Here is a 16,913-nt window from a genome sequence, read left to right as displayed (position 1 = left end):
CTCGACGGGGCGCACACACGTGCTGTCCGCACTGTAGCACCGAGCGTCCGCGGGGGAACGGCAAAGGGCGCCACCACGTCCAACGCGGTGACGCCCCGGAGTGTTCCCGGAAGGGTGTTCTGCGAGGTCAGACGGACCGTGCCTGCGCCTCGGCGGCGATCTTGTCGAACCGCGCGCCCATCGCCTCGGCCAGTGCCTGCGCGCCGGAGAGCGGGCGGACCATGACCGTCAGCTCGTCGATGAGCCCGTCGTCATCGACGTGGATGAAGTCGCAGCCGGTCAGCTCGCGGTCGCCCACCCGGGCGGCGAACACCAGCGCGTGGTCGCGCCCGTCCGCGCCGTCGAGCGCGCGCACGTACCGGAAGTCCTCGAAGACCTCCGCGACGCCGCGCAGGATCGCCGCCGTGATGGCCTTGCCGGGATACGGCTTGAAGACCACGGGGGACGTGAAGACGACGTCGTCGGCCAGCAGTGCCTCGACGGCGTCGAGATCGCCCGCCTCGACCGCCTCACGGAACGCGCGCATCCGGATCACCTCATAGTCAATTATTTGAATAGGTGCGGATGAGAATAGTCACCTGCTGTTAGCGTGTCCACATGTCGTTGAAGTACGCGGTGCTGGCCGCCCTGCTGGAGGGCGAGGCCTCGGGATACGAGCTGTCCAAGGTGTTCGACGTCTCCCTGGCCAACTTCTGGCCCGCCACCCCGCAGCAGCTGTACCGGGAGCTGGAGCGCCTCGCCGGCGACGGGCTGATCGAGGCCCGGCTGGTGCAGCAGGAGCGCCGCCCCAACAAGCGGATGTACGCCCTCACCGAGGAAGGCCGTGCGCAGCTGCGCGCCTTCGCCGTGGAGCCGCCGCGCCGGCCCACCGCCATCCGCGACGAGCTGCTGATCAAGATCCAGGCCATGGACGGCACCGACCCGGCAGCGACCCGCGCCCTGATCGAGGAGCGCCGGTCCTGGGCGCGCGGCAAGCTCGACCGCTACCGCCGGGTGCGCGAGCGGCTGCTGGCCGGCCGCGACGAGGAGCAGTACCTGCGCGAAGCCGACCGGGTCGGCCCGTATCTGACCCTCATGGCCGGAATCTCCTTCGAGGAGGAGAACCTGCGCTGGTGCGACCGCGCACTCGCCGTCCTGGAACGCCGCGTTCCCCTGAAGCCTGTCTGACCCCCGAGGCAGGCCCTAGGCTGAATCGGTGTTCAGTCCCGAAGGCCCCACCCTGCGCGAACTCGCCGTCCAGGCGCTGTCCTCCGTCGAACGCGGCTACGACCTGCTCGCGCCGAAGTTCGACCACACGCCCTTCCGTACGTCCGACGCCGTGCTCGACGCCGTCGCCGAGGCGCTCGCCCCGCTCGGGCCCTACGACGACGGCCTCGACCTGTGCTGCGGCACCGGCGCCGGGACCGGCGTGCTCGCCCGGCTGTGCCGGCGGCGCGTCACCGGCGTCGACTTCAGCGCCGGGATGCTCGACATCGCCCGCCGGCGCACCCCGCCCGGCGGGCCGCGGGTGTCCTGGGTGCGCGCCGACGCCCGGGCCCTGCCGTTCACGAGCGCCTTCGACCTGGTGGTGAGTTTCGGGGCGTTCGGCCACTTCCTGCCCCGCGAACTGCCCGGCCTCTTCGCCCAGGTGCACTCCGCACTGCGCCCCGGCGGCCACTTCGCCTTCCCCGTCGCGGCCCCGCCCCGGCCCGCCGAGCCGGCGTACTGGATGCTGCTCGGCTTCGACGCCGTCATGCGGGTGCGCAACGCGCTGTGGCGCCCGCCGTTCGTGATGTACTACCGCGCCTTCCGCCTCGCCGACGTGCGGCGCGAGCTGGAACGGGCCGGGTTCGCCGTCGAGTTGCACCCGCTGCCCGCCTTCGGGCACCGCGGCGACGGCAGCCCCCGGGCGCGGATGGTAATGGCCCGCCGCCCCGCCTGACCCGCTCGCTCCGCCGTCCCTCCTGCCGTGCGCGCACTGTTGGCATCGCTAACAAGCTGTGCCATGCTTCGGCCCGCTACAGCCATTCCCAGCTTGTTAGCGATACCAAGGAGGAGTCAGTGCCCACTCCCCCCGGCAGACGAGCCGCAGCCGTCGTCGCCGCCGTCCTCGCCCTGTGCGGCGGCGGCCTGGCGGCGAGCCCCCCGGCGGCCGCCGCCGACTACACCGTGACCGTCGGCGCGCCCGGGCCGTGGTCGAACCCCGACGACACCCCGGCCGCGCCCTACCTCGACAAGGACGGCACGTTCCACTACCAGCAGGCGCACGCCCTCTACGGCGCCGACGACCCCCGCGCCTGGGACTTCTACACCGGCAAGGACTTCGACAGCGCCACCCGCTCGGCCGCGCTCAGCGACGCGGTGAACCCCGCCGACCCGACCGACCGCAACAACGACACCACCGCGCGCTGCAACAACAGCCCGACCGGCAAGGAGGCCACCTACGCCCCCGCCGGGTCGCACTACGCGCAGAAGAACTACTGCGACCTGGCCGGCGTGTGGGTCGACCCGGACACCGGCGACTGGTACGGCCTGGTGCACAACGAGTTCACCCCGCAGCCCTTCGGTGACGGACTGCACTACGACGCCATCGACTACGCGGTCTCCACCGACCAGGGCCGCACGTGGACCATCAAGGACCACGTCATCACCTCGCCGTACAGCACCAAGCGCGGGGACACGACCGCCTTCCCGCAGCAGACCTATCACTACGGCGACGGCGACCCGCGGCTGTACGTCGACGCCGCCTCCGGCTACTTCTACGTCTTCTACGGCTCCCGCATCGTCGACAAGGGCGGCAGCTGGCGCACCTTCCACGCGCACGTGGCCCGCGCCCCGATCGGCGGGAAGATGGCGCCCGGCAGCTGGCGCAAGTGGTACGACGGCACCTGGTCGCAGCCCGGCGTCGGCGGCCGCGAGAGCAACATGGTCCCCGTCGACGCGACCCACCCCACCGGCTACACCCCGCCCGGCGAGGAGTACGACCCGGCCACCCCGGGCACGGCGAACCAGCAGGTCGCGGCCGGGAAGATGCCGCCCACGTCCCCGCTGTTCGTCATGGACATCACCTACAACGCCTACCTCGGCCTCTACATCGGCGAGCCGCAGGCGGTCGACCAGAGCGGCAAGGCACCCCAGCAGTTCTACGCCACCGACGACCTCGCCTCCCAGAAGTGGCGCCTGATCGGCGACACCGGCAGCCACTCCAACGCCTCCTGGTACCGCTGGTTCCTCGACCCCGCCAACCGCACCAGCAGCCAGATCGTCGGCAAGACCTTCCGCTCCTACTGCTCCTTCGGCTGCTCCGGCGGCTCGTCCGGCGAGTACGTCGACGTCACCATCAACGCCGCCGCCCCGGCCGCGCCGGTGCGCAGCGGCGCCACGTACCGCATCGCGAGCGGGGACGGGCGCGTCCTCGCCCAGTCCGCGCACGGGGCCACGACCACGTCGTCGGCCGCGCCGACGGGCTCCCCCCGGGAGGCCTGGACGTTCACGGCCGACGGCGACGGCTCCTACCGGATCGCCAACGCCGCCACCGGCCGGCTCCTCGGCGTCGACTCCGCGTCCCCGTCCGGCCGCGCCTGGGGCGCCGAGCCGGTCGTGACCCGGGCCGGGGCGAAGGGCCCTGCCGTCGGTCAGCAGTGGTTCGTCGTCCCGGGCCGCACCGCCGACGGCAGCCCCACCGGAACCGTCCGGCTCGTCAACCGCTACAGCGGCCTGGTGATCGGCCTCTCCGCCGATCGCGGCCGGCACGCGGAGACCACCCCGGTGCGGGCCTGGACGGACACCACCGGCAGCCCGGTCGGCGCGGCCCGCACCGCCGCCGAGCAGACGCTGACCCTCACCCCGGTCCGCTGACGCGGCGCCGCGAGCGGCCGGGGCCCCGCGCCCCGGTCCGGGGGCGGCGAACACGAGGCGGCCGGGACCCGCACCCCGGGCCCCGGCCGCCCTCGTCGTCCGCGGTCAGCCCGCCGCCGGCAGCGTGAATTCGTAGACCAGCGCCTCCTGCTGGGCGTCCACCACCAGGTCCGTGATCTCCAGAAGCCGCGCGTACTGGTCCTGGACGCGGCGCGTCACCCGCACCGACGGGCCGTCGTCGACGCGGGCGATGGTGTCGCGGTGGTGCAGCGTCAGCCCGGCCCGGCGCATCCAGTCGTAGACCCGGCGCAGCTCCGCCGAGGCGGTGCCGTCGGCGCGGTCGCGGTAGCGGGCGAGTTCCTCGACCTCGCTCAGCGCCACCGCCGAGAACGACGTCAGGGCCGTCCGCCGGCCCCGTCCGTCCGCGGCCGTGGAGACGTAGCGGTGCACCAGCGTCGGCCGGTGCGGGGCCAGCCCGAGCGCCTCGGCGTGGTGCGGCGGGGGCGGCTGCCAGGCCACCGTGGCCCGGTGCAGACCGCCCCGGTCCGCACCGCGGGCGCCGACCGGGAAGAACGGCGAACCGGTCGGGTGCGGTGCCGGGCCGGGCAGGGTCGCATGGCTGCCGCGCCGGTCGGTGGCGACCAGCCCGCGGTGGCGCAGCACCTCCAGGGCCTGCCGCACGGTCTCCCGGCTGACGCCGTAGTGCGCGGCCAGATGCCGCTCGCTGGGCAGCCGTTCACCGGGCGGCACGCTCCCGTCGGTCAGTTCGGCGAGCAGGCGTGTCGCGACGCGCCAGTAGAGCGGTTCCTCGCAGTGGGCGGGGTGCGGGTGGTCGAGCGGGGTGGTGCGGGCCATGCCGCGCCCTCCTGTTGGTGACGTGCCGTGTCCGTTCGGGTTCGGTGCGCCACCACAACTAGCATTGGTCTACACCACCAGGGAAGTCTCGGCCGGCGGTTCGGCCGAAACGAGACCACCCGCACCCCGTCTCACAGCGCGCCGTACAGGGCGTCGGCCAGGGCCGTCTTGCGCGGATCGTCGGCGATGTGCGGGCCCATGCGGTTCATGACATAGCCCAGGGAGACCCCTGCCTCCGGGTCGGCCAGACCGCAGGAGCCGCCGAAGCCGTCGTGTCCGAAAGCCTTCGGATTCGGCCCGTAGGAGCCGTTGGGTCCGCTGAGCCAGAGCCCGAGCCCCACTTCCGTCTCGTGCGCGAAGCCCGCGCCCAGCACCAGGTCGCGGCAGGCGCCCTGGCCCTCGCGCACCCGCTCGGCCGCCTCGGCGGACAGCACGCGCGCGTCGCCGTACGCGCCCCTCCCGGCGAGGATCCCGTACAGCGCGGCGACCGCGCGCGCCGTGCCGTGACCGTTGGCCGCCGGTATCTCGGCGGCCCGCCAGCGGGCCGTGTTCGCCTGTGCCGCCCCCACCGGCGGGTTGGTCAGCGCGGCCAGCGCGGCGGGCGCCAACTGTGCGAAGACGGCGCCCTGTTCGCTGTCCGGCCGGGCCGGCGCGTGGACCAGCTCGGCGGCCCGGTGCGCCTCCCCCTCGGGCAGGCCGATCGTGAAGTCGATCCCCAGCGGACCGGTGACCTCCTTGCGCAGGAAGGCCCCCGGCAGCATCCCCGTCACCCGGCGCACGACCTCGCCGACCAGGAAGCCGTACGTCAGCGCGTGGTACCCGGAGCGCGTTCCGGGCTCCCACCACGGCTCGGTCGCGGCGAGCCGGCGGGTCGTCAGCTCCCAGTCGCACAGCTCCTCGAAGGAGTGCGGCTCGCGCAGCCCCGCGAGCCCCGCCCGGTGCGACAGCAGATGCCGCACCAGCACCCCCTCCTTGCCGGCCGCGGCGAACTCGGGCCAGTAGCGGGCCACGGGCGCGTCCAGGTCCAGCAGGCCCCGGTCGGCGAGGAGGTGGGCGGCCAGCGCGACCGGGCCCTTCGTCGTGGACCACACGTTCACCACGGTGTCGCGCTCCCAGGGCCGGGTGCGCGCCGCGTCTGCCCAGCCGCCCCACAGGTCCACCACCGTCACACCGCCGACCGTGACGGCCACCGCGGCGCCGAGTTCGCCGCGCTGCCGGAAGTTCTCCTCGAACGCCTCGCGCACCGCCGTGAAGCGCGGGTCGCAGTGGCCGTGCACCTGTGGCTCGTCGTGGGACATGGGCCCTCCGTGGTCGGATCCGCCGGAAAGCCCCGGGCGCTGCCGCGGTCCGGGGCCCACCGAACGTACCGACTGGTCGGACCGGACGGAAGGGGTCAGACGCGGGAGCGCAGCCAGCGCATCCGGGCCGCCTCCTGGTACGGGCCGCCGCCCTCGTGGTCGTTGAACTCGTAGACCTCGATGGCCTTGTCGTCGTGCGCCCAGGCGTGGAAGGCGGCGAACACCGTCGACGGCGGGCAGGTCTGGTCCTCGAGTGCCGCCGAGAACAGGGCGGGCGCCCGGCCGCGGGCGGCGAAGTGGACGCCGTCGAAGTACGCAAGGGTGCGCAGCGCCTCCTCGGTGCGGCCCCGGTGCGTCTTGAGGTACAGGCCGATCTCCCGGTAGGGGTGGCGGTCCGTCAGCGTCGTGGCGCGCGGGAAGTCGCACAGGAAGGGCACGTCCGGCGCGACCGCCGCCAGGTCGGGCACCAGACCGCCCACCGCGATCGCGATGCCGCCGCCCTGGCTGGCGCCCAGCGCCACGGTGCGCGCGGCGTCCGTCAGCGGGTGCGAGCGGGCCGCCTCCACCGCCCGTACGGCGTCGGTGAACACCCGGCGGTAGTAGTAGTTCTCCGGCGCGTCGAGGCCGCGGGTCATGAACCCGGGGTAGGCCGGGGCGCCGCCCACCGGGTCCGCGGTGCCGCCACCGCCGCCCCAGGCGCTGCCCTGGCCGCGGGTGTCCATCACGAAGTGCGCCCGGCCGGTGGACGCCCACAGCAGGTGCTCGTGCGGCAGTCCGCGCCCGCCGCCGTAGCCGATGAACTCCACGACCAGCGGCAGCGGCCCGTCCGCTCCCGCGGGCAGCACCAGCCAGCCCTTGACGGGGTGGCCGCCGTACCCGGCGAAGGTCACGTCGTGGACCTCGACGGTGGCCAGGCCCGTGTCGACGGCCTCGAAGCGGGCGTCGAGGTCGTGCTCGCGGGCCTCCTGGAGGGTCTTGGACCAGAACGCGTCGAAGTCCTCGGGCTCCGCGGACGTGCTGCGGTACGCGCGCAGTTCGTCGAGGGACAGGTCGAGCAGGGCCATACGGGACCGCCTCGGTGGGTGGGCTTACGGGACGAGCACACCGTACGGGGCGATGACAGCGCTTTCTAGGGGTGATCCGTAAGAGGGTCGTCGCCCTGTCCCCGGGGTCCGCCGCCGCGCCGGCGGCCCCTCACGCCGGCCGCCGCCGCGTCCACTGCGGCTCGGTCAGCGCCCAGTCCCGGTCCCACTCGTCGAGGCGGTGGCGCAGCGCCACCCGGCGCACCACGCCGTGCACGAGCAGCACCACGGCGACCGTGCCGCCGGTCGCGGCGACCCCCATGGACAGGGTGTGCTGCCAGATCGCGGACTCCGTCGGCGGTGCGGTGACGCTGTGCCCGTGGGCGTCGAACCACACGTCGACCGTGTCGCCGGTGTGCGTACCCGCCGGGACCCGGGCCACCGCCGTGTGCGTCCCGTGCTGATCCGTCCAGCGCACCGTCACGGGCGAGGTGCGCCGGGTGCCACCCTCCACGCTCGCCGGGGTGTCGGGGGTGCGGCCGACGACCCGGGCCCGGACCTCGTGCCGGTCCGCGCGCTGCTCGGCCGCGATCGCGCGCGACTCGGCGTGCGCCCACCAGCCGGTCAGTACACCGGCGAGGGGCGCGCCGAGGAGGAGGAGCACCGCGACGAGCAACGTCGTCCAGGCCTCCACCACGTCCGAGCGGCGCCGCAGCGGATTGCGCCGCCAGCGCCAGCCACGCACCCGGGTTCGCATGTCGACCTCCTCGCCGTCACGCGTGCGAGTGCCCACATGGTGTTCGTACCCCGTCCAGCAGACATCCTTCACCGGATCCGCGCAAACGGGAAGTCCCGGACGCCTCTGAGCAGCGGCGACCGCCGCGCCCGGCGAGCGCTGGGACGGCGGCGAGCGTCCCGCCCGCGCCCCGGATCAGCCGAAGCGCTCGATGCGGATGCGGTCCACCGGCTGGCCCGCCGCCACCAGCAGCCGCGAGGCGTGCTCGGCGAAGCCGTTCGAGCCGCACACGTACGCCTCCCAGCCGCCCGGCGGCGCCTTCGCGACCAGCGGTGCCACGTGCCCGGCGTGCAACCGCCCCACCGGGACGCCCGCGGGCGCCCGCCGGGTGAACACCGGCGTGGTCTCGGGGCCGTACTCACCGGCGTAGATCAGGTCCTCGGGGCCGCGCGCGGACACCAGCAGCCGCATCGGGTGCGTCAGCCCGCGCGCCCGGTGGTGCCGCACCATCGACATCAGCGGGACGACGCCGGAGCCGGCCCCGAGCAGCAGCGCGGGCCGGTCGCCGGGCCAGGCGAAGAAGCCGCTGACCGGGCCGCGCACCTCGACGGTGTCGCCGGGCCGGGCCACGGTGTGGAACCAGCCCGACACCTCGCCGCCCTCGACGTGGTCCAGGGTCAGCTCGATGTGGCCGCCGTCGTCCGGCGCGGACGCGATCGAGTAGTGCCGCTGGGCGACGTAGCCGTCGGGCGCGGTCAGCCGCAGCTGCAGGTGCTGGCCGGGCAGATGCCCCGGCCAGCCGGGCACCGCCAGCCGGAACGTCGAGGCGCGGGCGGTCTCGCGGCGGATCTCGGTGAGGGTCGCGGTCTGCCACACGGTGGCCGCCTGCTCGTTCACGGCGATCCGGCCGGGCACCGCGAAGCGGGTCGGGGGAGTGAACGTCTCAGTCACCGGAGTACCGCTGCTCCTGCCAGGGGTTGCCGCGCGCGTGGTAGCCGTTCTTCTCCCAGAAGCCCGGCTCGTCGTGGTCGAGCAGGGTCAGCCCCGCGATCCACTTGGCGCTCTTCCAGAAGTACAGGTGGGGCACCAGCAGCCGCGCCGGGCCGCCGTGCTCGGCGGGCAGCGGGCGGTCGTCGTGGGCGAAGGCGATCCAGGCCCGGCCACCGGTGAGGTCCGCGAGCGGCAGGTTCGTGGTGTACCCGGTGTGGGACCAGGCGACGGCGTGCGTGGCGGAGGCGTGCGGGCCCACCGCGTCCAGGAATTCGTCCAGGGACACGCCCGAGAACCGCGTCCCGAACCGGGACCAGCCGGTGACGCAGTGGATGGCGCCCTCGTACGCGGACGCGGGCAGCTCCCGCGCCTGAGCCCAGTCCCAGGTGCGGGGCCGCTCGACGAGCCCGTCGATCCGGAAGGTCCACTGCTCCGGCGCGATGTCCGGGGTGACCTCGGCGGACAGCACGGGCCAGTCGTCGCCCGCGTCGTACTGACCCGGCGGCAGGCCCGGGTCCTGGACGCGGGGGCGTCCGGTGAAGCCTCGGGTGACGTTCATGATTCAACCGTAAGGGGTTGTGGTGGATGCCTCGTCCCCTCCCCGCCGGCCGATCGTTGCGGCCGTATGAACATCCCGCGGCCCGGGGAATAGCGCCCCGCCTGACGCGCTTGCCGCCGGTGAACGGCGAAGGAGAGTGAGGAGCCCATGCCCAAGGCGTACGTCTTCACCCGGTACGGCGGCCCGGAGACCGAGGCGCTGATCGACGTGGACCGGCCCCGCCCCGGGCCCGGCCAGGTGCTCGTGGCGGTGCGGGCGGCCGGGGTCAACCCCGTGGACTGGAAGCTGCGCGGCGGCTACCGCCGGCCCGGCGAGGCCGAACGCGACTTCCCCGCATACTTCGGCAACGAGGTCGCCGGGGTCGTCGAGGAGACCGGGGAGGGCGTCGAGGGCTTCGCGGCCGGCGACGAGGTCTTCGGCCGGCCCGTCCTCGGCGGCTGGTCGCAGTACGCGCTGCTGTCCGTGGACCTGATCGCGCGCAAGCCCGCCGCCGTGTCGTTCGCCCAGGCGGCCACCCTGCCCGTCGCCGCGGCGACCGCCTACGACGGGCTGCGGCAGCTCGCCCTGCCGCCCGGCGCGACCGTGCTGGTCACCGGCGCGGGCGGCGGGGTAGGAGTGGCGGCGGTGCAGATCGCCCGCGCCTTCGGGCTCCGGGTGGCCGGGGTGGCGAGCGAGGGCAAGAAGGACCTCGTCGAGTCGCTCGGCGCCGTCCACGTCCCCTCCGGCCCGGGCTGGACCGACCGGGCACGGGCCCTGACCCCGGACGGCATCGACGGGATCTACGACCTCGTCGGCGGCGAGGTGCTGACGGAGGCGGCGAGCCTGCGCACCGGCGGTGCGGCGCTGGTCACGGCCGCCGCACCGCCCGGGGAGGCCGAGCGGCTGGGCGGCGCCCGGGTGGCCCGGGCCTACGACAACGCCGTACTGGAGCAGGTCGCGGGCCTGGTGGCGCGCGGCGACCTGGACCCGCTGGTCACCCGGACCTTCCCACTGGAGAAGGCCGGGGACGCGCTGCGCGCCGTCGAGGAGGGCCACGCCCGCGGCAAGATCGTGATCGAGGTCGCCGCATGAGCGCTGCGCACGTCCTCGACAACCCCGCCCTCGCCTCGCTGACCGGCCCGCACGCCCACTTCGCCGAGCGGCGCGGCCGGGTGCTGCGCTACCCCCTCGACGTGTCGCCCTGGCTCGCCCTGCCCGACGAGCCGGACGCGCGGGACTGGGCGGACGTCGCCGCCCTCGCCGGTCCCGGCGCCGGGGTGCCGCTGGCCGGCTACACCGGCCCGGTGCCGGACGACTGGGAGATCAGCTTCCACGTGGAGGGCGTGCAGCTCGTGGACGACGGGCTGGACGCGGCCCCGGACCCGGAGGCGGTACGGCTCACCCCGGCCGACGTGCCCGAGATGCTGGACCTGGTCGCCCGCACCCGGCCCGGCCCCTTCCTGCCCCGCACCATCGAGCTCGGCACCTATCTGGGCATCCGCCGCGGCGGCGCGCTCGTCGCCATGGCGGGGGAGCGGCTGCACCCGCCGGGCTGGACGGAGATCAGCGCCGTCTGCACCGACCCGGCCTTCCGCGGCCAGGGCCTGGCCGGCCGGCTGATCCGGGCGGTCGCGCACGGCATCCGGGAGCGCGGGGAGACCCCGTTCCTGCACACCGGGGCGCAGAACACGAACGCCATCCGGCTCTACGAGGCGCTGGGCTTCCGGCTGCGCCGCCGCACGGCGTTCCTGGAGGCGCGGGTGCCGGACGACCTGGCCGTGCCGGTGGGCTAGGGCGTCTCGGCGAGCACGCCGGGCTCGCGACGCCTGGGCGCGGGCGGCACCCGCGCTCGGGCTCCGGCGGCCCGGGAGGCGCGGGAGGCGCGGGAGGCGCGGGGGCCGGTGGCCCGGGGCGTCGGGGAGGGCCGTCGGCGCCGGTCAGCCCTCCTCGTCCTCGGGCGGGGCCCAGGCGTTGTAGCGCACGAGGTAGTCGGCGAAGCGGGCCAGGTCCGCCTCGGGCCAGTCCGCGAGGCGCTCGCGGAAGGCGGCGCGGCGGCTCTCGGTGACCTGGGCGAGGATGCGCCGGCCGGCCTCGGTGAGGTGCAGCACCTGGACCCGGTGGTCCTCCGGGTCCAGCCGCCGCTCGATGAGGCCGGCGCGCTCCAGCGCCGCGACCTGGCGGCTGACCGTGGACTTGTCCAGGGCGTAGTGGGCCGCCAGGTCGGTGGCGCGGCAGCCGCCGCTCTCCTCCAGGTGCCCGAGCAGCGTGTAGGAGACCAGCGACAGCTCCGGGTGCATGCGCCCGGCCGACGCGCGGGCACGGCGGGCGAAGATCGTCATCTCGCGCTGGATGGTCTCGACGGCGTCTGCGGCGTTCACTTGCCCTCCTCCGGGGTTCTGGTTGTATAGTACAACTTGTAATGAGAGTTGTATAAGCCAACCATTGGAGGAGTGAGCGATGAGGTCGCCGGCCGTGCGCCATGTGCTCACGCACCTGATCACCCCGCTGCTGATGTGCCTGGGCATGGGGCTCGCGTACATGGGCGCGTTCGTCACCCCGGAGCCGAACCACCTGCCCGTCGCCGTCGTCGGCTCCGGACCCGAGGCCAAGGTGCTCGCCCAGTCGGTCAAGGACGCCGCCGGCGACAAGCTCGACGTCCGCACGGTCGCCACCCGCGACGCCGCCGTCGACCTGCTGAAGCACCGCGACATCACCGGCGCCTACGTGCCCGGCGCGAAGAGCCCCGAACTGGTCGTCGCCACCGCCGCCTCCGACATGGGCGCCACCGCCGTCGAGAAGGTCTTCACCCCCGTCGCCGAGCGTCACGGCGTTCCGCTGAAGGTCACCGACGTGGCCCGGCCCGTCTCCGACGACCCCACCGGCCAGGGCCTGTTCTTCCTGCTGATCGCCGTGTCCATCGGCTCCTACGCGTCCGTCGCCGCCATCGGAGCCGCGGGCGGCGCGCTGCCGATGCGGGTGCGCGCCCTGCTCGCGCTCGGCGTCTCCGCCGTCGTCGGCGGCATCGGCACCCTGCTCGCCGGGCCGGTCTTCCACCTCGCCCACCACGACCTCGCCGGCGTGTTCGGCCTGGCGTGGCTGTACTCCGCGGGCATCCTGCTCATCGGTGTCGGGCTGCACACCTTCCTCAAGCGGTGGACCACGCTGGCGATGATGGTGCTGTTCGTGATGCTCAACTTCACCAGCTCCGGCGGGCTGTTCCGGCCCGAGCTGCAGAACGGCTTCTTCGGCGCCCTGCACGCCTTCTGGAACGGCGCCGGCTTCGTCGAGGGCACCCGCAGCCTGCTGTACTTCGGCGACGACGGCCTCGGCCGGACCCTGTGGACGCTCGCGGCCTGGCTGGTGGCCGGCCTCGTGCTCACCGGTGTCGCGGCGCTGTACGAGCGGGCCAAGGCGCCGGCGCCCGCACCGGTTCCCGCCCCGGACCCGCGGGAACTGGCCGCCGAGGAGGAGGCCGAGGAGACCGTCGGGGTCTGATCACCGCCGGCGCGCGCTGGGGTAGGGTGGCGGTCCGGCTGCGGACCGCCCCCAGCCGCGCCGAACCGAGGGAGGTGGGACCCATCACCGCAAGGACAGACCGGGTGCTCTCCCCTCGCCGCGCGCGGACCGCCGGGGCCGGGTGACCTCAGGGAGCGCCCTTCGGCGACCGAAAGGCCCTCGGCTTCCATGCCCACACCCTCCTCCGTCTCCCTTCCTTCCCTGGCCGCCCGGCTGCGCGCGGCCGGCTGCGTCTTCGCCGAGGACGAGGCGCGGCTGATCCTGGACACCGCCCGCGACGACGGCGAGGCCGCCGCCATGGTGGAGCGCCGGGTTGCCGGGCTCCCGCTCGAACTCGTCCTCGGCTGGGCCGAGTTCCACGGACTGCGGATCACCGTCGAACCGGGTGTCTTCGTCCCGCGCCGGCGCACCGAGTTCCTCGTCGACCAGGCCCTCGCCCGGGTTCCGCACGCCTCGGTCGTGGTGGACCTGTGCTGCGGCTCCGGCGCGGTCGGCGCCGCCCTGGCCGCCGCGCTGGACGGCCCCGAACTGCACGCCGCCGACATCGACCCGGCGGCGGTGCGCTGCGCCCGCCGCAATGTCGCCGCGTACGGCGGGCACGTCCACGCAGGCGACCTGTTCGCGGCGCTGCCGGACTCCGTGCGCGGCCGCGTGGACATCCTCGCCGCCAACGTGCCGTACGTCCCCACCGGCGAGGTCCCTCTGCTGCCCGCGGAGGCCCGTGACCACGAGCCGCTGACCGCGCTGGACGGCGGCAGCGACGGCCTGGACGTCCTGCGCCGCGTGGCGGCCGGCGCGCCCCGGTGGCTGGCGCCCGGCGGCTGCCTGCTGGTGGAGACGAGCCGGCGTCAGGCCCCCGCGGCCGTCGAGGCGTTCACCCGCGCGGGCCTCGTGGCCGACGTGGCGGTGGGGGACGAGGGCTACGCGCACGTGGTGACCGGCACCCGGCCGGCGGACTGAGCGCGGGACGCGCGGCGGGCGACGACGGGCTCACGGGTGACCGCGCGGACCCGCGAGCCGCCTGACGGGCTGAGGGGCGACCGGCGCGGACCCGCAGGCCGCGCGACGGGCTCACGGGTGACCGGCGTGGACCCGCGGGCCGCGCGACGGGCTCACGGGTGACCGGCGCGGACCCGCGGGCCGCCCGACGGGCTCACGGGCGTCCTTCCGGTCGCCGTCCGGGTCCCGTCGGTGTCAGGTCGCGCCGGAGGGGCTCTGCGTGCCGGACGGGTGCGGGGACCGCTCGTCGCTCCACCGGTGGCCGGGGAAGCCGTCGCGCCAGTGGCCGCGGTCGCCGAAGTCGCCGGTGAGGGCGCGGACGGCCGTGCGCGTGCCGTCGGCGGCGCGGGTCCCGACGAGCAGGACCGTGTCGCCCTTCTTCGGCGTGCCGCCCCGCACGGTGGCGTCCGAGCCGACGGTCCACGTCCACGACGTGCCGTCCTCGCTCTTGACGGTGACCTGGTCGCCGGACACCTGCTGCACGGTGCCGCGCTGCCAGACCCGTACCACCCACCGGCCGGTGTCGGGGTCCTTCACCGTGGCCTCGCCGTGCACCGCCGCCCCGAAGCCGAACCCGTGGCCGAAGCCGGGGCCGCCCCGGTCGTGGTGCCCGTCGGGTCCGCCCGGTGACGGCGACGACGAGGGCGAGGTGCCGGGGGACGGCGAGTCGCCGGAGGTGGCCGCATAGGCGACCGTCCCGCCCAGGGCGAGGACCGCGACGGCGGTGGCCGCGATCACCGTGCGTCCGCGCGCCGACCACCGGTGCCCCGGCTCCCGCGCGCTCCCGGGCTCCCTCGTGTGGTCCTGGTCCGGATCGTGCATCAGGCTCACTCTCCTCGGTGCCGTCACGGTTGCGGCGCCCCTCGCTGGTGATGGTCCGAAGGGCCGGTCAAAGACCGTACAACGGTTTCCTGTGTGTTCCCGGCGGCGGCTCACTCCTCCCGGCGGGCCCGCGCGATCAGCAGGGCCACGTCGTCGTGGTTGTCGGGGTGGTGCAGGGTGCGCAGCAGCAGGTCGCAGACCTCCTCCAGGGGCCGTTCGGGGCCGTCCAGCAGGGTCAGCAGCATGTCGAGGCGCTCGTCGAGGGAGTGCCGGCGCGTCTCCACCAGGCCGTCGGTGTAGAACACCAGCTGGTCGCCCGGGCGCAGCTCGACCGTCGTCGTGGAGAAGGCGACCCCGCCCACGCCGAGCGGCGCGCCGGTCGGCAGGTCCAGAAGCTCCGGCGGGTGCCCGGTGCGCACCCGGGCCGGCGGCAGATGCCCGGCGTTGGCGATCCGGCACTGGCCGAGCCGCGGATCGTGCACGGCGTACACACAGGTCGCGATGGACTGGTCCAGGCCGGAGGTGATCTTGTCGAGGTGCTCCAGCAGCCGCGCCGGGTCGAGGTCGAGGGAGGCCAGGGTGTTCGTCGCGGTGCGCAGCCGGCCCATGGTGGCGGCCGCGTTGATGCCGCTGCCCATGACGTCGCCCACCACCAGCGCCGTCTTGCCGTCCTCCAGCGGGATGACGTCGAACCAGTCGCCGCCCACCTCGGTCGTGGCGCCCGCCGGCTGGTAGCGGGAGGCGACCTCCAGGCCGCCGGTGAGCCGCGGATGGCTGGGCAGCAGGCTGCGCTGGAGGGTGAGCGCGGTGTTGCGGGCGTTCTGGTACCAGCGGGCGTTGTCGATCTGCACGGCGGCGCGGGCCGCCAGCTCCCGGGCCAGCAGCAGGTCGTCGCGGCCGAAGGGGAGGGGATTGCGGGTGCGCTTGAGGTCGAGCGCGCCCAGCACCTCGCCGCGCGCGATCAGCGGCACGGCGAGATAGGAGTGCACGCCGTCCGCGGCCAGCAGCTCGGCGGCCTCCGCGGAGCGGGCGATGCGCGGCAGGTCCTCGGGCCGCACGTGCGGCACCATGACCGGCTGCGCGGTGCGCACGCACTCGGTGACCAGCCGGTCGGGGGCGTACCGGGCGATCTGCCCGGGCGGGTCGGCGGCCGCGAGGGCCTGCGGCGAGTCCTGCGCCTGGACGGCCAGGGCGCGGATGACGGCCGCCTCGGCGGGGCCCAGGCTGCTGCGCCGGCCCTCCACGACGGCGTCCAGCAGGTCGACCGCGGCGACGTCGGCGAGTTCGGGCACGGCCACGTCGGCCAGTTCGTGCGCGGTGCGGTCCAGTTCGAGCGTGGTGCCGATCCGGGCGGAGGCGTCGGCGATCAGGGCCAGCCGCCGGCGTGCGGCCTCCGCCTCCACGCTCGCCTGGTACTGGTCGGTGATGTCGACGATGGAGGCGGCGACGCCGAGCACGTTGCCGACGGTGTCCTCCAGCCGGTACAGGGAGACGGTCCAGGCGTGCTCCTCCGCCGGGTCGGCCGGGGTGCGGCCCACGGTGGCCTGGTCGACCAGCGGCAGACCCGTCGCCAGCACCTGCCGGGCCGCCGCCTCCAGCGCGTCCGCGTCCAGGTCCGGCAGCACCTCGCGCACCCGGCGCCCCAGGTGCTCCTCGGCGGGCACGCCGTTGATCCGCTCCAGGGCCGGGTTGACGGAGACGAAGCGCAGGTCGGCGTCCAGCACGGCGAGGCCGATCGGCGACTGGGTGATCATGCGGGTGGACAGCGCCACGTCCCGTTCCAGGCGGCGCACGGTCGACCGGTCGGTGCACAGCCCCAGCGCGTACACCTCGCCCTGGTCGTCCAGCAGACGCATGTTGCGGAACTCCACCAGACGGGTGGTGCCGTCCTTGCGCCGGATGGGGAAGGCGCCGGCCCAGCCGCGCCCGGTCTCCATGACGTCCGCGAACAGTTTCACCACGAGGTCCAGGTGCTGCTCGTGGACCATGATGTGGGCCGCGTACCGGCCGAGCGCCTCCTGCGCGGAGTACCCGAACAGCTCCTCGGCCTGCGGGCTCCACAGCACCACGCGCCCCTGTGCGTCCAGGACCACGGAGGCGACGTTGAGGACGTCGAGCAGCCCGCTCGGACGCACCGGCCCGCCCGGCGGCTGATCGCCGTCGGTCACGGGAGATCTGGCTGACGTCATCCCAGGTACCGCCTCCGCCCGAACGTGCGGCACGCGTTCCCCCGTGCCGACTCCCCTTGTTGTACCGCGCACAACCCTTTCTCCTACGCCTTTCGCACCCACCTCCACCAT

The 16,913-nt window shown here is 74.7% G+C and carries 17 protein-coding genes; 7 read left to right on the top strand and 10 right to left on the bottom strand.

Going from position 1 to position 16,913, the window contains the following annotated elements:
- Positions 1 to 127 precede the first annotated feature (127 nt).
- Positions 128 to 526, bottom strand: a complete 399-nt coding sequence (locus ACF1AL_RS04155) for a nuclear transport factor 2 family protein (RefSeq protein ID WP_391705952.1) — start codon at positions 524 to 526, stop codon at positions 128 to 130.
- A gap of 71 nt (positions 527 to 597) precedes the next feature.
- Between ACF1AL_RS04155 and ACF1AL_RS04150 the strand changes: the two genes are divergently transcribed.
- The 3 genes from ACF1AL_RS04150 to ACF1AL_RS04140 all read left to right on the top strand — a co-directional run bounded on the left by ACF1AL_RS04150 (position 598) and on the right by ACF1AL_RS04140 (position 3,837).
- Positions 598 to 1,167 (top strand): PadR family transcriptional regulator, encoded by a 570-nt coding sequence (locus ACF1AL_RS04150; protein WP_366839683.1) that lies wholly within the window; start codon positions 598 to 600, stop codon positions 1,165 to 1,167.
- Between the two features lie 28 nt (positions 1,168 to 1,195).
- The gene (locus ACF1AL_RS04145) at positions 1,196 to 1,921 is read left to right on the top strand and encodes a class I SAM-dependent methyltransferase (protein ID WP_391705949.1); all 726 of its coding nucleotides are present in this window, start codon (positions 1,196 to 1,198) and stop codon (positions 1,919 to 1,921) included.
- Between the two features lie 119 nt (positions 1,922 to 2,040).
- On the top strand, positions 2,041 to 3,837 hold the full coding sequence (locus tag ACF1AL_RS04140; protein WP_391779972.1) for an RICIN domain-containing protein: 1,797 nt from the start codon (positions 2,041 to 2,043) through the stop codon (positions 3,835 to 3,837).
- A gap of 105 nt (positions 3,838 to 3,942) precedes the next feature.
- Here ACF1AL_RS04140 and ACF1AL_RS04135 read toward each other — a convergent pair whose 3' ends face one another.
- From ACF1AL_RS04135 to ACF1AL_RS04110, 6 genes are all read right to left on the bottom strand, one after another.
- Complete coding sequence (locus tag ACF1AL_RS04135) at positions 3,943 to 4,692, bottom strand: GntR family transcriptional regulator (RefSeq protein WP_391779973.1); 750 nt, start codon at positions 4,690 to 4,692, stop codon at positions 3,943 to 3,945.
- A gap of 131 nt (positions 4,693 to 4,823) precedes the next feature.
- Positions 4,824 to 5,990 carry a serine hydrolase domain-containing protein gene (locus ACF1AL_RS04130; protein ID WP_391825464.1) on the bottom strand — a complete coding sequence of 389 codons (1,167 nt, stop codon included), beginning with the start codon at positions 5,988 to 5,990 and terminating at the stop codon, positions 4,824 to 4,826.
- Between the two features lie 95 nt (positions 5,991 to 6,085).
- Positions 6,086 to 7,054 carry an acetylxylan esterase gene (locus ACF1AL_RS04125; protein ID WP_391779975.1) on the bottom strand — a complete coding sequence of 323 codons (969 nt, stop codon included), beginning with the start codon at positions 7,052 to 7,054 and terminating at the stop codon, positions 6,086 to 6,088.
- Between the two features lie 130 nt (positions 7,055 to 7,184).
- Positions 7,185 to 7,769, bottom strand: a complete 585-nt coding sequence (locus tag ACF1AL_RS04120) for a hypothetical protein (RefSeq protein ID WP_391705939.1) — start codon at positions 7,767 to 7,769, stop codon at positions 7,185 to 7,187.
- Between the two features lie 174 nt (positions 7,770 to 7,943).
- A complete protein-coding gene (locus ACF1AL_RS04115) occupies positions 7,944 to 8,699 on the bottom strand; it encodes a ferredoxin reductase (protein WP_391779976.1) in 756 nt (251 codons plus the stop codon).
- The gene (locus ACF1AL_RS04110; RefSeq protein ID WP_391659256.1) at positions 8,692 to 9,297 is read right to left on the bottom strand and encodes a sulfite oxidase-like oxidoreductase; all 606 of its coding nucleotides are present in this window, start codon (positions 9,295 to 9,297) and stop codon (positions 8,692 to 8,694) included. The genes ACF1AL_RS04115 and ACF1AL_RS04110 overlap by 8 nt, the downstream gene beginning before the upstream one ends.
- A 147-nt stretch (positions 9,298 to 9,444) precedes the next feature.
- On the opposite strand from ACF1AL_RS04110, the gene ACF1AL_RS04105 reads away from it, so the two are divergent.
- Complete coding sequence (locus ACF1AL_RS04105; RefSeq protein WP_391779977.1) at positions 9,445 to 10,368, top strand: NADP-dependent oxidoreductase; 924 nt, start codon at positions 9,445 to 9,447, stop codon at positions 10,366 to 10,368.
- Positions 10,365 to 11,069, top strand: a complete 705-nt coding sequence (locus ACF1AL_RS04100) for a GNAT family N-acetyltransferase (protein ID WP_366839674.1) — start codon at positions 10,365 to 10,367, stop codon at positions 11,067 to 11,069. Before ACF1AL_RS04105 ends, ACF1AL_RS04100 begins: the two co-directional genes overlap by 4 nt.
- 144 nt (positions 11,070 to 11,213) lie before the next feature.
- Here the strand turns inward: ACF1AL_RS04100 and ACF1AL_RS04095 are convergent, their stop codons facing one another.
- Positions 11,214 to 11,654 carry a MarR family winged helix-turn-helix transcriptional regulator gene (locus ACF1AL_RS04095; protein WP_391779978.1) on the bottom strand — a complete coding sequence of 147 codons (441 nt, stop codon included), beginning with the start codon at positions 11,652 to 11,654 and terminating at the stop codon, positions 11,214 to 11,216.
- Between the two features lie 79 nt (positions 11,655 to 11,733).
- On the opposite strand from ACF1AL_RS04095, the gene ACF1AL_RS04090 reads away from it, so the two are divergent.
- The gene (locus ACF1AL_RS04090) at positions 11,734 to 12,771 is read left to right on the top strand and encodes a hypothetical protein (RefSeq protein ID WP_366839672.1); all 1,038 of its coding nucleotides are present in this window, start codon (positions 11,734 to 11,736) and stop codon (positions 12,769 to 12,771) included.
- A gap of 189 nt (positions 12,772 to 12,960) precedes the next feature.
- Entirely contained in the window at positions 12,961 to 13,752 is a 792-nt protein-coding gene (locus tag ACF1AL_RS04085; protein WP_391779979.1) for a putative protein N(5)-glutamine methyltransferase, read from the top strand.
- 234 nt (positions 13,753 to 13,986) lie between these two features.
- On the opposite strand, the gene ACF1AL_RS04080 is transcribed toward ACF1AL_RS04085, so the two are convergent.
- Together ACF1AL_RS04080 and ACF1AL_RS04075 are read right to left on the bottom strand one after the other, a co-directional pair.
- Entirely contained in the window at positions 13,987 to 14,613 is a 627-nt protein-coding gene (locus ACF1AL_RS04080; protein ID WP_391779980.1) for a hypothetical protein, read from the bottom strand.
- 110 nt (positions 14,614 to 14,723) lie between these two features.
- On the bottom strand, positions 14,724 to 16,802 hold the full coding sequence (locus ACF1AL_RS04075; RefSeq protein WP_391779981.1) for a SpoIIE family protein phosphatase: 2,079 nt from the start codon (positions 16,800 to 16,802) through the stop codon (positions 14,724 to 14,726).
- Between the last annotated feature and the right edge of the window lie 111 nt (positions 16,803 to 16,913).

This window comes from Streptomyces sp. NPDC014801, from assembly GCF_043082085.1.
Lineage (GTDB): Bacteria > Actinomycetota > Actinomycetes > Streptomycetales > Streptomycetaceae > Streptomyces.
The sequence above is the reverse complement of the archived record's forward strand: the minus strand, read 5'-3'. Positions and strand labels throughout refer to the sequence as shown.